This is a genomic window from Mumia xiangluensis (genome assembly GCF_010994095.1).
GTDB lineage: Bacteria > Actinomycetota > Actinomycetes > Propionibacteriales > Nocardioidaceae > Mumia > Mumia xiangluensis.
In genome coordinates this window covers 1-13,372 of the sequence record NZ_WJYO01000006.1, presented here as the reverse complement: position 1 = coordinate 13,372, position 13,372 = coordinate 1, and the positions used below count along the sequence as shown (strand labels likewise).

The 13,372-nt window shown below is 72.5% G+C and carries 12 protein-coding genes and 1 rRNA gene; 1 reads left to right on the top strand and 12 read right to left on the bottom strand.

The window, feature by feature from the left end:
- Positions 1-185 precede the first annotated feature (185 nt).
- From xerD to GH747_RS17590, 11 genes are all read right to left on the bottom strand, one after another.
- Complete coding sequence (xerD, locus tag GH747_RS17640; protein ID WP_149770953.1) at positions 186-1,124, bottom strand: site-specific tyrosine recombinase XerD; 939 nt, start codon at positions 1,122-1,124, stop codon at positions 186-188.
- Entirely contained in the window at positions 1,121-2,239 is a 1,119-nt protein-coding gene (gene ald / locus GH747_RS17635; protein WP_149770952.1) for an alanine dehydrogenase, read from the bottom strand. Before ald ends, xerD begins: the two co-directional genes overlap by 4 nt.
- A 10-nt stretch (positions 2,240-2,249) precedes the next feature.
- Positions 2,250-2,921: an NUDIX domain-containing protein gene (locus GH747_RS17630; RefSeq protein ID WP_205603014.1), complete on the bottom strand. Its 672-nt coding sequence runs from the start codon at positions 2,919-2,921 to the stop codon at positions 2,250-2,252.
- Positions 2,918-4,642 (bottom strand): CTP synthase, encoded by a 1,725-nt coding sequence (locus tag GH747_RS17625; RefSeq protein ID WP_149771342.1) that lies wholly within the window; start codon positions 4,640-4,642, stop codon positions 2,918-2,920. The genes GH747_RS17630 and GH747_RS17625 overlap by 4 nt, the downstream gene beginning before the upstream one ends.
- A 186-nt stretch (positions 4,643-4,828) precedes the next feature.
- Complete coding sequence (locus GH747_RS17620; RefSeq protein ID WP_149770951.1) at positions 4,829-5,722, bottom strand: copper transporter; 894 nt, start codon at positions 5,720-5,722, stop codon at positions 4,829-4,831.
- The gene (gene steA, locus GH747_RS17615; protein ID WP_149770950.1) at positions 5,722-6,888 is read right to left on the bottom strand and encodes a putative cytokinetic ring protein SteA; all 1,167 of its coding nucleotides are present in this window, start codon (positions 6,886-6,888) and stop codon (positions 5,722-5,724) included. Before steA ends, GH747_RS17620 begins: the two co-directional genes overlap by 1 nt.
- 104 nt (positions 6,889-6,992) lie before the next feature.
- Positions 6,993-8,696 carry a DNA repair protein RecN gene (gene recN / locus GH747_RS17610; protein WP_149770949.1) on the bottom strand — a complete coding sequence of 568 codons (1,704 nt, stop codon included), beginning with the start codon at positions 8,694-8,696 and terminating at the stop codon, positions 6,993-6,995.
- Between the two features lie 5 nt (positions 8,697-8,701).
- The gene (locus GH747_RS17605) at positions 8,702-9,715 is read right to left on the bottom strand and encodes an NAD kinase (RefSeq protein WP_205603013.1); all 1,014 of its coding nucleotides are present in this window, start codon (positions 9,713-9,715) and stop codon (positions 8,702-8,704) included.
- Positions 9,712-10,545 carry a TlyA family RNA methyltransferase gene (locus GH747_RS17600; RefSeq protein ID WP_149770948.1) on the bottom strand — a complete coding sequence of 278 codons (834 nt, stop codon included), beginning with the start codon at positions 10,543-10,545 and terminating at the stop codon, positions 9,712-9,714. Before GH747_RS17600 ends, GH747_RS17605 begins: the two co-directional genes overlap by 4 nt.
- On the bottom strand, positions 10,542-10,817 hold the full coding sequence (locus tag GH747_RS17595; RefSeq protein ID WP_149770947.1) for a hypothetical protein: 276 nt from the start codon (positions 10,815-10,817) through the stop codon (positions 10,542-10,544). The genes GH747_RS17600 and GH747_RS17595 overlap by 4 nt, the downstream gene beginning before the upstream one ends.
- A 28-nt stretch (positions 10,818-10,845) precedes the next feature.
- Positions 10,846-11,970 carry an HAD-IIA family hydrolase gene (locus GH747_RS17590; protein WP_205603012.1) on the bottom strand — a complete coding sequence of 375 codons (1,125 nt, stop codon included), beginning with the start codon at positions 11,968-11,970 and terminating at the stop codon, positions 10,846-10,848.
- 43 nt (positions 11,971-12,013) lie between these two features.
- On the opposite strand from GH747_RS17590, the gene GH747_RS17585 reads away from it, so the two are divergent.
- Positions 12,014-13,114: a DUF1015 family protein gene (locus GH747_RS17585; protein ID WP_163695748.1), complete on the top strand. Its 1,101-nt coding sequence runs from the start codon at positions 12,014-12,016 to the stop codon at positions 13,112-13,114.
- 132 nt (positions 13,115-13,246) lie between these two features.
- Here the strand turns inward: GH747_RS17585 and rrf are convergent.
- Positions 13,247-13,363 (bottom strand): 5S ribosomal RNA (rrf, locus tag GH747_RS17580).
- Positions 13,364-13,372 lie beyond the last annotated feature (9 nt).

The following is a 13,372-nucleotide window of genomic DNA, read 5'->3' as shown; positions in this document are numbered from 1 at the left end:
TCTGCTGTCCCGTGCTGGGCTGTCCCGTGCGTTGGGCTGTCTGGACTGTACCAAGTCGACAAGTCTCCACCTCGACGCCGCGCGGAGTGTCCCCCTCCGTCCCCGATTTGTGGGATTCCGCAAGGAATTGTTGCCCTGATTCCTTGCGCAATCCCACAAATCGGGGACGGGAGGGGGCGGGTGGCTCACGCGAGGGCGCGGGGGTGCGCAGTGGCGTACACCTCGCGGAGCTTGTCGATCGTCACCAGCGTGTAGACCTGGGTCGTGGTCACCGACGCGTGGCCGAGCAGCTCCTGGACGACACGCACGTCGGCGCCGCCGTCGAGGAGGTGCGTCGCGTACGAGTGCCTGAGCGTGTGCGGCGACACGTCCACCGAGATCCCGGCACGGTCAGCCGCCTTCGCGAGCACAGCCCACGCGCTCTGCCGCGACAGCCGGCCGCCACGCGAGTTCAGGAACACCGCTCCCCCGGTCGTGCGAGCGCTCGTCAGCGCGGGGCGTACGGTGTCGAGGTACGCGCGGAGCGCCTCCTGCGCGTAGCGCCCGACCGGCACCACCCGCTGCTTGCCGCCCTTGCCGCGCAGCAGCACCTCACCGGTCTCGAGGTCGAGGTCGTCGACGTCGAGACCGACCGCCTCGGAGATCCGGGCACCGGTCCCGTAGAGCACCTCGAGCAGCGCCCGGTCCCGTACGGCGAGCGGCGTGCCGGCCGAGCCCGCGGCGTCGAGGAGGGCCTCGATCTGGTCGACCGCGAGCGCCTTCGGCAGACGTCGCGGCGGCGTCGGTGGCTTCACCTCCGCGGACACGTCGTGCTCGACGACGCCCTCGCGCAACGCGAACCGGTGCAGGCCCCGCGCCGACACGATGGTCCGTGCCGCACTGGGCGCGCTCAGGGGCGGATGGTCCTCGTCGCCCTCGCGCAACGCGGCCAGGAAGTCGGAGACGTCGCTCTCGGTCACGTCGCCGAGCGTCTCGATCCCTCGCGCGTCGAGGTACGCCGCGTACCGGCGCAGATCCCTGCGGTACGACGTCAGCGTGTTCGCGGCCAGACCGCGCTCGACCCCGAGGTGGCTGAGATAGTCCTCGACGAGCCGGCCGACCGCGCCGTGGCCCGCTGCGCTCACGTCAGCCCCACGACCTCGCCTGGTGAGACGTAGGGCAGCCCGTGCGCGTCGGCGACGCCCTCGTTGGTGACGTCGCCCGCGTGGACGTTGAGCCCAGCCGCGAGGGCCGGGTCACGCCGCAGCGCCTCCTCCCACCCGTGCTCCGCAAGCGCGAGGACGTACGGGAGGGTCACGTTCGTCAGCGCGTACGTCGAGGTGTGCGGCACGGCACCCGGCATGTTGGCGACGCAGTAGAACACCGACTGCTCGACGACGAACGTCGGGGCGTCGTGGGTGGTCGGGCGAGAGTCCTCGAAGCAGCCGCCCTGGTCGATCGCGATGTCGACGAGCACGCTGCCCGGTCGCATGGTCGCCACCATCTCGTGGCTGACCAGGTGAGGCGCCTTCGCGCCTGGGACGAGGACGGCGCCGATCACGAGGTCGGCCTGCGCCACCGCGCCCTCGATCTGGTAGCGGTTCGAGGCCACCGTCTGCAGCCGCCCACCGAACTCGTTGTCGAGCTGGCGCAGCCGTCCGATGTTGATGTCGAAGAGCGAGACACGTGCGCCCATCCCGAGCGCGATCACTGCAGCGTTGCGGCCCGACACTCCCCCGCCGAGAACGACCACGTCGGCGGGGTGCACGCCGGGGACGCCGCCCATCAGGACGCCGCGACCCTCGGGCGCGAGCAGGTGGTACGCGCCGACCTGCGACGCGAGGCGTCCGGCGACCTCGCTCATCGGAGCGAGCAGGGGCAGCGCTCGGTCAGCGGTCTGGACGGTCTCGTACGCGATCGCGGTCGTTCCCGATCGGACCAGCGCGTCCGTGCATTCGCGCGATGCGGCGAGGTGGAGGTACGTGAAGAGCACCTGGTCGCGCCGGAGGCGTGCGTACTCCTCGGGGATCGGTTCCTTGACCTTCAGCAGAAGGTCCGCCGCGGCCCAGACCTCGTCGGCCCCGGGCAGGATGTCGGCCCCTGCGCGGACGAACTCGTCGTCCGAGATCGACGAACCCGCACCCGCGCCAGTCTCGACGACCACCCTGTGGCCTGCCTCGCGGAGCTCGCGCACGCCTGCCGGGGTGATCGCCACGCGGTACTCGTGGACCTTGACCTCGCGCGGGACGCCGACCAACACGCTGTCGATCCTAGGCCGATGTGCCCTCGTTCGCGCGGATATGACACGCAAGCAGCCCCGCGACCGCCAGCGAGTTGGTGATCCGGCCGTCCAGGACGGCCGCCACCGCGTCCTCCAGCGGCACCCAGACCGCCGCCATGTCGGCCTCCTCGTCCTCCCGGTCGGTACGCGCGTCGGCCGCGACCGCCGACAGCCCGCGCGCCAGGAAGACCTCCACCCGCTCATCGGTGAACCCGGGCGACGACCGCAGGCTCACCAGTGGGTCCCACCGGGAGGCGACGAGGTCGGCCTCCTCGGCGAGCTCGCGTGCGGCGGCGTCCTGCGCGGGCTCCCCCGCGATGTCCAGCAGCCCGGCGGGCAGCTCGACCAGGCGGGCGCCGACGGGGTGCCGGTACTGCTCGAGCAGCAGCACCCTGCCGTCGTCGTCGAGGACGACCACGCCGACCGCGGCGTCGTGCCGGACGGTCGTACGCCGCATGGTGCCGCCGTGCGGCATCTCCACCTCGTCGACCACCACGTCGATGAACGGCGACGCGTACGGCGTGCTGCTGCCGCGGACCGGCCACGACTCGGGTCGGTCCGCCACGCGCTCGCCGGCGGCGACGACGTGTCCGGGCAGCGTCGGGTGCGGGCTCCGCCGGTGCTGGAGGTGCTCCGGGGAGGACGGCTCCGAGCCGCTCACGCGGGCGTGTCGGCCGTGTGGCGGCGCAGCCCGGAGTCGTCGACCGGCAGCCGCATCTCGCGCTGGCGGTCGAGCGCGGCGCCGATCAGCCCGGCGAACAGCGGGTGCGGGCGCGTCGGGCGGGAGCGCAGCTCCGGGTGCGCCTGCGTGCCGACGTAGTACGGGTGCACCTCGCGCGGCAGCTCGACGAACTCGACCAGGTGGTTGTCCGGCGAGACACCCGAGAACACGAGCCCGGCCTTCTCGAGTGCGTCGCGGTAGCCGTTGTTGACCTCGTAGCGGTGCCGGTGGCGCTCCTCGACCTCGGTCGAGCCGTACGCCTCCGCAGCGATCGAGCCCGCGGACAGCCGTGCCGTGTAGAGGCCGAGCCGCATCGTGCCGCCGAGGTCACCGGCACCCTCGACGTACGCCTCCTGCTCGGCCATCGTCGCGATGACCGGGTGCTCGGTCGCGGGATCGAACTCGGTCGAGCTCGCGTCGGGGATGTCACCGAGCTCGCGGGCGTACTCGATCACCATGCACTGCAGACCGAGGCACAGCCCCAGCGTGGGGACCTGGTGCTCGCGGGTCCAGGTCAGCGCACCGAGCTTGCCCTCGATGCCGCGGATGCCGAAGCCGCCCGGCACGCACACCGCGTCGACGTCGCCGAGCCACTGCTGCGCCCCGGCGGGGGTGGCGCACTCGTCGGACGGGACCCACTTGACGTGGACCTTCGCGTCGTTGGCGAAGCCGCCGGCGCGCAGGGCCTCGACGACGGAGAGGTACGCGTCGGGCAGGTCGACGTACTTGCCGACGAGGGCGACCGTGACCTCCTCCTCCGGCTCGTGGGCCCGACGGAGGAGCTGGTCCCACTGCGTCCAGTCGACGTCGCGGAACGGCAGGTCGAGACGGCGTACGACGTAGGCGTCGAGGCCCTCGGAGTGCAGGACCTTCGGGATGTCGTAGATCGACGGCGCGTCGGCGGCCGTGACGACGGCCTCGGCGTCGACGTCGCACATCAGCGAGATCTTGCGCTTGACCCCGGCCGGGATCTCGCGGTCCGAGCGGCACACGATCGCGTCGGGCTGGATGCCGATCGAGCGCAGGGCGGCGACCGAGTGCTGCGTCGGCTTCGTCTTGAGCTCTCCGGACGGCCCGATGTACGGGACGAGCGACACGTGCAGGAAGAAGCAGTTGCCGCGACCGATCTCGTGGCGCACCTGGCGCGCGGACTCGAGGAACGGCTGCGACTCGATGTCGCCGACCGTGCCGCCGATCTCGTGGATCACGACGTCGATGCTGGGACCGCCCATCGAGAGCATCCGGTCCTTGATCTCGTTCGTGATGTGCGGGATGACCTGCACGGTGTCGCCGAGGTAGTCGCCGCGTCGCTCGCGGGCGATGACGTCGGAGTAGACCTGGCCGGTGGTGACGTTGGCGCGCCCGACGAGATCCTCGTCGAGGAACCGCTCGTAGTGGCCGATGTCGAGGTCCGTCTCGGCCCCGTCGTTCGTGACGAACACCTCACCGTGCTGGAACGGGTTCATGGTGCCCGGGTCGACGTTCAGGTAGGGGTCGAGCTTCTGCATCGTGACCCGCAGGCCGCGGGACTTCAGGAGACGGCCCAGGCTCGACGCCGTGAGTCCCTTGCCGAGAGAGGAAGCCACGCCGCCGGTGACGAAGACGTGCTTGGTGGGCGCCGAGTTTGCCAAGAGAACTCCCGTGATCGTGTCGGTCGGCATGTCGTCGGGTTCGATCGGCACGCCGCTGGAACACAGGCGGAGAGCCGCACATGTTCACGGGATTTCACCCTATCAAGGCCTGGCAACCACGCGAGCCGCCACGCGGGACCTGCCGTGCGACCTGCGCCACGTCGCGTACGACGTGGGCGGGCATCGCACGCCGCCGCGCGTGACCCGTGGGCCGGTCTACGCGGCGGGCGGCACCGCGCCGTCGGCGGCGCCCGCCGTACCGTAGTGCCCTGCTGTGCCGGCGCGCTCCTTCTGCAGCGCCGTCACCAGCACGATGTCGCCGAAGGGGACGTCGACGACGTCGACGGTCGTGACCGTCTCCGCGGCTGCCGACGCGCGGACGGCCTCCACCGCGCCCTCCGCACTGCCGGAGCCGACCGGCCCCGCGACCACGGTGCCGACTCCTGCCGCATCGATCCCGGCCGCGAGGGTCGCCACGAGCTCGCCGCGTCCCCCGCTGTAGTCGCCGTCCTCCCCGGTCACCACGACCGTGAGCTGTGCTCGCGACGCCGGGGCCTTCTCGGTCGTGAGGAGCCCGGCCTCGCCGAGCGCCGACACGACCGTCTGTGCGGGGGCGTCGGGCGGCGTGGTCTCCTTGGCCGCGATCGCGCGACCCAGGGCCGCCCCGACGATCTCGTAGTTGCCGAGACCGTCGGTCGGCGTGTCCTTGACGTCCGCGAGCGACTGCTCGGCGACGCCGACGACGAACTGGCGGTCGGCAGGGTCGACCATGCGGTCGGTGAGCGCGAGCGTGCCCACGACGGTGGCACCGGCGGACGTCAACGTGGCGGTGACCCGGTCGACGGTGGTGGTGTCCGCGCCGGGCAGCGTGACGACGGACACCGACGAGCCGGTGAGCGTCCCGGCGAGCGGGGTCTCGCCGAGGCCCGCTCGGTACGCGTCGGCGACCGCACGCGCGGCGGTGTCCGCGGGCGTCTCCTGCGGCGCGACCCGCGCGGCGGAGGCCGGCTCGGGCTCGGCACCGTCGAGGACCCCTGCACCGAGCGCGATCCCGCCGGCCAGGGCCATCACCAGAGCGCCCGTGACGACGAGGGCGGAGCGTGTGGGCATCAACCTCGGATCTCCTGCGTCCGCGCGGAGATCCAGTCGCTCGCCGACTCGAACCAGTCGGAGCCCACCGGCGTCGTCGCGATCGCGGCGCCGAGGGCGACCACGGCGACCAGGAGGACGAGCAGCACCTGGAGCCACGTGAACCGTGGCCTGTGCAGCCCGGCCATCGCCTTCGCGTCGACGAGCTTCGCTCCGAGCCGCAAGCGGGTGAGGTAGCGCGTCGCGCCGCCGGATCGCGCAGAGTCCAAGAACTCCTCGAGCGTGCCGAAGCCCCCCACGGTGACGACGACGCGAGCTCCGCGGGCGTCGGCGAGCAGCAGGGCCGACTCCTCGGAGCCCGCTGCTCCGGGGAAGTCGACCGAGGTTCGTTGCAGGCGTTCGAGCCGCTCCTCGGACTCGACGTGACGTCGTGACGTCGTGACGACGATCTCGCCGGCGGCGCGCAGGGTCCGGTCGCTCATCTGGGCGATGTCGCCGACCACCACCGACGGCTCGTAGCCCTCGACCATCAGCGCGTCAGCGCCTGCGTCGACACCGATCAGGACGGGCTTGCGCTCCTTGAGGTAGCGCTTCATCCCCTTCAGCTCGCTACGCGCATCCGCTCCCGGCAGGACGACGACGACCTCGCGACCGTCGATGCTGGTCGCGAGCTCGGGGATGCCGACGCCTTCCAGGAGGAGGGCGTGCTCGCGGCGCAGGTACTCGCCGCTGTTCGCGGTCAGCGTCTCCAGCTGCACGGACATGCCGGTGCGTCCACGCACGAGCATCTCGTCGACGCGGGCCTCGTCGACCAGCACGCCCTCCGCGACCGGGGTGTCACCGCGCACGAGCGAGGCGCCGTCGAGCCCGACCCTGTCCCCGTCCTTCAGGACGGAGAGCACGTCGGTCCCGACGCCGTCGATGAGCGGGATGCCGGCCTGCACCAGCACCTGCGGCCCGAGGTTGGGATAGCGACCGCTGCTCGACGCGGCGACGTTCACGACAGCGACGGCACGACGCTCGCAGATCAGCTCGGCGGTGGCTCGGTCCAGGTCCGGGAGATCCACGACGGCGATGTCGCCGGCCCGGACTCGTCTCACGTCGTGCGGGTTGCGGACGACGCGCGCAGGTCCCGCGACATCGAGGTCGGTGTCGCGGGGGGTACGGCGCAGGTTAAGCAGGCTCACCGTCGCCATGCTGCCACCGCGGTAGCGACGATCCTCGGACCCGCGACGGGCTCGGCGTGTCAGGTCGGCGCGGGTTCACCGTCCCGCTGACCTGGCCCACGGCCTCACCGCAGGGCGCGGTCCTCCGCAGCGAGCGCCACCAGCTCCCGCGCGTGCGCCTCGGCGGTCGCGGATCCCTCGAGCCCGGCGAGCATGCGCGACAGCTCCGCGACACGTGCGTCGTCGTCCAGGAGGGCGACGCCACTGGTCGTCACGGTGCCGTCGTCGGACTTCAGCACGTGGTAGTGCCGGTCGCCGAACGCGGCGACCTGCGGCAGGTGCGTCACGACCAGCACCTGCGCGCCCGACGCGAGTCGCGCGAGGCGTCGACCGACCTCGATGGCCGCGCGACCACCGATGCCGGCGTCGACCTCGTCGAAGACGAACGTCGGGACGCTCGCCTTGTCCGCGAGGACCACCTCGAGCGCGAGCATCACCCGCGAGAGCTCGCCGCCGCTGGCTCCCTTGGCGAGAGGACGCGGTGCTGCACCGGCGTTGGCCGCGAGCAGGAGCTCGACCGTGTCGATGCCGTCCGGTCCGAGGTCGGAGGGTTCGGGGGCCTCGGGTGCGCGCACCGCCACGTCGATGCGAGCGTGCGGCATCGCCAGGGCCTCGAGCTCCGTGCCGACCTCCGCCGCCAGGCGTACGGCGGACTCGCGGCGACGCGCGGTGATGTCCGCCGCCTGCGCCAGCAGGTCGGCCTCGAGACGGGCGATCTCCTCGGTCAGCTCGGCGATCCGGCCGTCGTCGCCCTGCAGAGCGGTCGCACGTCTGCGCGCGTCCTCGGCCCAGGCGAGGACGTCGGACAGCTCCGGCCCGTACTTGCGGGTGAGTCCCGCCAGCGCCGCCCTGCGCTCCGAGACCGCCGCGAGGCGTGCAGGATCGACCTCCACCCCGTCGGCGTACGACGCCAGCTCCGCCGCCACGTCGCTGACGGTGAACCGGATCTCGTCGAGCCGACGCGCCTGTGCGTCGAGCGCGGGATCGTGCTCGCGAACGCCGTCGAGGACGCTGCCGGCGCGGCCCAGGAGGTCGAGCACGTCCGCGGCGTCGTCGGTGTCGGAGAGGAGGCCGTGGGCCTCGGCCGCCGCGAGAGCCAAGGACTCGGCGTGGGCGAGCCTGCTCTCCTCGACCCTGAGCGCGTCGTCCTCGCCCTCCTCGGGAGCGACCTCGGCGATCTCGTCGAGCCCGAACACCAGCACATCCAGCTCACGGGCGCGCTCCTGGCTCGCCGACGTGAGCTCCTCGAGCTCTCGCCGGCTCTCGATCAGGCGCGCGTAGCCCGGACGGTACGTCGCCAGTGCCGCCGTGAGATCACCGAACCGGTCGAGCGCGGCGCGCTGCGCACCGGCCTGCAGCAGGCGGTGCTGGTCGGACTGCCCGTGGACGGCGACCAGCTGCTCGCTCAGGCGCGCGAGCATCCCGGCCGGGACCGAGGCTCCGCCGAGGTAGGCGCGGGACCGCCCGTCCTTGCCGATCGTGCGTGCGAGCACCAGGTCGTCCCCGTCGGTCTCGGCCGGCGTCTCGTCGAGGAGGACCTTGACCTCCGGCAACGCGCCGACGTCCACGGTGGCCTCCACCCGCAGGCGGTCGGCGCCGTGGCGTACGAGCCCTGCGTCGGCGCGAGCGCCCCGAAGCAGGCCCAGCGCGGTCACGACCATCGTCTTGCCCGCACCGGTCTCGCCGGTGAGGACGGTCAGGCCCGGGCCGAGCTCGAGCTCGGCGTCGGCGATCACGCCCAGCGATGACAGCCGGATCTCGTGCCACACGGAGATCAGCCCTCCTCGGGACGGTCAGCGGACCGATCGGCGGAGCGCTCGGCGGAATCATCGGGGCGGCGGTCGCGGCCTTCGCTCATGCGCTGTGCCGCCGCGCCACGCCAGCCGGTGACCGGCAGATCGAACTTGCGGACGAGCCGATCGGTGAACGGCGCCTGGTGCAGACGTGCGAGCCGGATGTGCTTCTCGCCCTGCCGCACCTCGACGCGCGCGCCCGGCGGCAGGTCGTACGTCCTGCGACCGTCGCACCACAGGACTCCCGAGGCCGGTGCGTCGGGGATGACCTGGATCGCCAGCAGCGACGTCGGCGACACCACCATCGGGCGGGCGAAGAGGGCGTGCGCGCTGATCGGCACCATCAGCAGTGCCTGGACCTCGGGCCAGACCACGGGCCCGCCGGCGCTGAAGTTGTAGGCGGTCGAGCCGGTCGGCGTCGCGCAGACGATGCCGTCGCACCCCCACCGCGAGACGGGACGGTCGTCGATGGCCACCACGACCTCGAGCATCCGCTCACGCGACGCCTTCTCGACCGCGGCCTCGTTGAGGGCCCAGCTCCGGGCGACCTCCTGGTCGTCGACGAAGACACGCGCGTCGACGGTCATCCGCTCCTCGACCGTGTACTCGCGGTCGACGACCCGGCGCACCGTGTGGTCGAGGTCGTCGACGTCGGCCTCGGCGAGGAAACCGACGTGTCCGAGGTTGACACCGACCAGCGGTGTGCCGCACTCACGGACGAGCTCGGCGGCCCGGAGCAGGGTGCCGTCGCCACCGAACACGACGGCGATCTCGCAGCCCTCGCCGGCGCACGGGTCGACGGCCACGACCTCCGCCTCGGGGAGTCCCCAGCGCTCGAGGGCCGGCGCATCCTCCTCGACCACGCGCACGGCGAGGCCCTCGGCCACGATCGCGCGGGCGAACTCGGCGGCGATCTTGCTGGCCTCGTCGCGTCCGGTGTGGGCGAGGATCAGCACGCGCCGTCGGTTGCTCGGCGATGATGCAGCGGTGCTCACTGGTGCTCCCGTCCGCTCGGTGATCCCAACGGCCCCTCGGCGACGGCCGTGCGGACAGCGTCCTCGGCGACCGCAGGGGCATCCTGCCGGAACCACCCAAAGTACTCGACGTTGCCGGTCGGTCCGGGCAACGGGCTCGCGGCGACCGCGCGCGTCCCCCATCCGACCTGCTCGGCAGCGCGGCAGACCCCGAGGACGGCTTCGACGTGCAGCTCTGGGTCGCGTACGACGCCCTTCTTGCCGACCCGGTCCTTGCCGACCTCGAACTGCGGCTTGACCATCAGGACCATGTCGCCGGCGGCGTCGCAGACCCGGGCGAGCGCCGGCATCACGAGGGTGAGCGAGATGAAGGACAGGTCCGACACGACGAGGTCGACCGGACCGCCGATGGTCTCGAGCTCGAGCTCGCGCACGTTCGTCCGGTCGTGGACGGAGACACGAGGATCCTGCTGCAGGGCCCAGACGAGCTGCCCGTAGCCGACGTCGACGGCGACGACCTCACTCACGCCGCGGCGCAGGAGGACGTCGGTGAACCCGCCGGTCGATGCTCCGGCGTCGAGGCACCGCCGCCCGGCGACGCTCAGTCCGTGCGGTTCGAACGCCTCCAACGCCCCGAGCAGCTTGTACGCGCCGCGCGACGCGTAGCCGGGGTCCTTCTCGGCGTCGCGCACCACCACGGCCTGGTCGGTCGTGATCTGCGTCGCGGGCTTGGCCGCCCTGGCGCCGTCCACGGTGACTCGGCCCGCGGCGATCAGCGCAGCCGCCTGCTCGCGCGACCGCGCGAGCCCTCGGCGTACGAGCTCGGCGTCGAGACGGATCCGACGGCTCACGAGACGCTCGGGCGATCCTGGCCGGCCGACTGGAGGACCTCCCGCAGCTTGGCGTGGACCTGCTCGTAGACCGCGAGGTGCTCCGACACCGGGAGCTCCGCGAGCCGCTCGAGGTCGGACAGGACCGCCTCGACCCGAGGGTCGGCAGCGATGTCCTCGCCCGCCGGGTCCCCCGCTGCCGCCGGTGCGGGCGGCGCGACCGGTGGGCGCGGGCGCGGCGGGCCGGGGACCGGAGGCCTCGGGGCCGGCTGCTCGGGCACGGGTTCGGTCATCTGGCACTCCTTCGTGTCACCGGGTCGATCATCGCACTCCCCACGGCTCCAGCGCGGCACGGATCGCCCCGAGGTCGAGGCGTCGCGTCGACTCCCCCGACACGTGGTCGCGGCGGTGCCAGGCCAGCGCGACCGCCGCTCGCAGCACCTCGACGGCACCCTGGTGGTCGTCAGCACCCACCCCTGCGCCGTCGGCGACGACGGCCCCGTCGACCGCCAGGACCGAGTGGCGACCGCAGCGGGCCGCCTCCGGCCCGACCTCGACCGCCGGGTGCGGCCAGGCGAGCGCACGCAGGTCGGGCGCGACGTACGTCGGCCGCGTGGGCGGTGCGGCGGCGACCAGGGCGTCGAGGTCGGTCACCCCGGTCAGGACGAGGAGGCTGTCAGCGCCCACGTTGTTGGCGCCCTCGATGTCGGTGTCCAGCCGGTCGCCGACCACGAGCGGCTGCGACCCGCCGACGCGGAGCACGGTCTCGTCGAACAGCGGCGGGTACGGCTTGCCGGCCACTCGCGGCTCGCGCCCCGTCGCGGTCGCGATCGCGGCCACGAGAGTGCCGTTCCCCGGCGCGAACCCGCGGGCCGTGGGGATCGAGCCGTCGGTGTTGCTCGCCACCCAGGGGATGCCGCGCGCGACGGCGTACGACCCCTCGGCCAGCTGCGCCCAGCCGAGGTCCGGGGAGAAACCCTGCACGACCGCATCGGGGTCGTCCTCGGCGGACTCGACCGGTCGGAGACCGTGCTCCTCGACGGCGTGCACCAGCCCCGCGCCTCCCACGACCAGCACGCGCGCGCCGGGGCCGACGAGCCCGGCGACGAGCCGCCCCGCGGCCTGCGCCGACGTCACGACCGAGTCGTCGTCGGTCGGCATGCCGAGCCCGCGGAGCTTCGCGACGACGGCGTCGGGGGTGCGTGCGGCGTTGTTGGTGACGTAGGCGAGCCTCACGCCGGCGGCGATCGCGGCATCGAGTGCCTCCGCGACGTGATCGATGGCGTCCTCGCCCCGATAGACCACACCGTCGAGATCGAGCATCGCCACGTCGTAGCCGTCCCTCAGCGGACCGCTGCTGGCCTCGAGGCGCGAGACCGCGCGGCGACGCGCGTCGAAGGGGGACGAGGACATGGAAGCGTGGGGGTCGGTCGCGTGGTCAGGCATCACGACCAGCGTAGGGCCCGGAGACCTGGCCTACGATGCACCGGTGGACAACGGCGCGATCGTGCCCTTCCGGGCTGTGGGTTTCGACGGCGGTACGCCTGCCGTCTCGGCCCGCACCTACGTGCCGTCGGTCGGCTGGGCCAACCTCCCGTCGACGCTTCCCGAGCACCACGTCCTGCGGCTTCTCGAGCCCGCGTTCCGCGACGACGCTCCGGCGCGCGCTGCCGAGACCGCTCGGGCGTGGTTCGCGGACGGGGTGCTGACGACCGACGCGGAGCCGGCCTTCTACGCGTACCGCCTCACTCTCGAGGGGAGTGCGTCGGTCGGCGTCGTCGCGCTGGTCGACCTCGACGCCGGTCATCTCCGCCCGCACGAGGACGTGATCGCCTCGTACGCGATCCGCCAAGCCCGTCTCGCCGAGGCGACGCGGGCCCAGTGGGAGCCGATCACCGCCTACACGACCGGCGATCCCGTGGCCCCGCTGATCATGGACGAGCTCGACCGGCCCGCTGACCGCGTCGCGGTCGACGGCGACCGTACGGACGAGATCTGGGCGATCACGTCAGCGAGCTCCGTCGCACGCATCCGGGCGCATCTCGACGGCCAGCCGCTGGTCATCGCCGACGGTCACCACCGGTACGCCGCCTGGCGCACGTCGTACGAGCGCGAGGGCAGGCTCGCGCTGACCCTCGTCTTCGATCCGCCCGCGCTCGCCGTCGGCCCGATCCACCGCGTCGTCGGCTCGCTCGACCTCGACGAGGCGGTCAAGGGACTGCCTCTGCCGGCCGTGGACCTCAGCGGCGTCGACGCCGCAGCGCGCTTCGTGAGCGAGGGCGAGTCGCGATGCGTCCTCACCGACGGCGTCCGGTTCCTCGGCGTCGACCCCTACGAGTGCGCGCCGTGCTGGGTCGAGGACGTGTTCACCCCGCACCACGGCCTCGAGTCGGACGCGGTGTCGTACGAGCCGGACCTGCGTGCCGCGGCCCGCACCGTGGCCGAAGGCGGGGGTGTCGCACTGCTCCTGTCCACGCCGACCATCGCCACGATCACCCGTGCCGCCACGACCGGAAGGCTTCTCCCGCACAAGTCGTCGTGGTTCCGGCCGAAGCCGCGGGTCGGGATGGTCATGCGTTCCTGGGCCTGAGCCCGACGACGCAGGTGTCGATTCTTTTTGGGTCGACAGAATGGTCTGAGCGACGACGCGGAATCGTTCTGGGAATGACGAAATGACCGAAGGCCGTCACCTGGTGGTGACGGCCTTCGGCCTTAAAAGTATGTCCGGCGGCGTCCTACTCTCCCACACAGTCTCCCGTGCAGTACCATCGGCGCTGAAGGGCTTAACTTCCGGGTTCGGAATGTTACCGGGTGTTTCCCCTTCGCCATGGCCGCCGTAACCCTACGG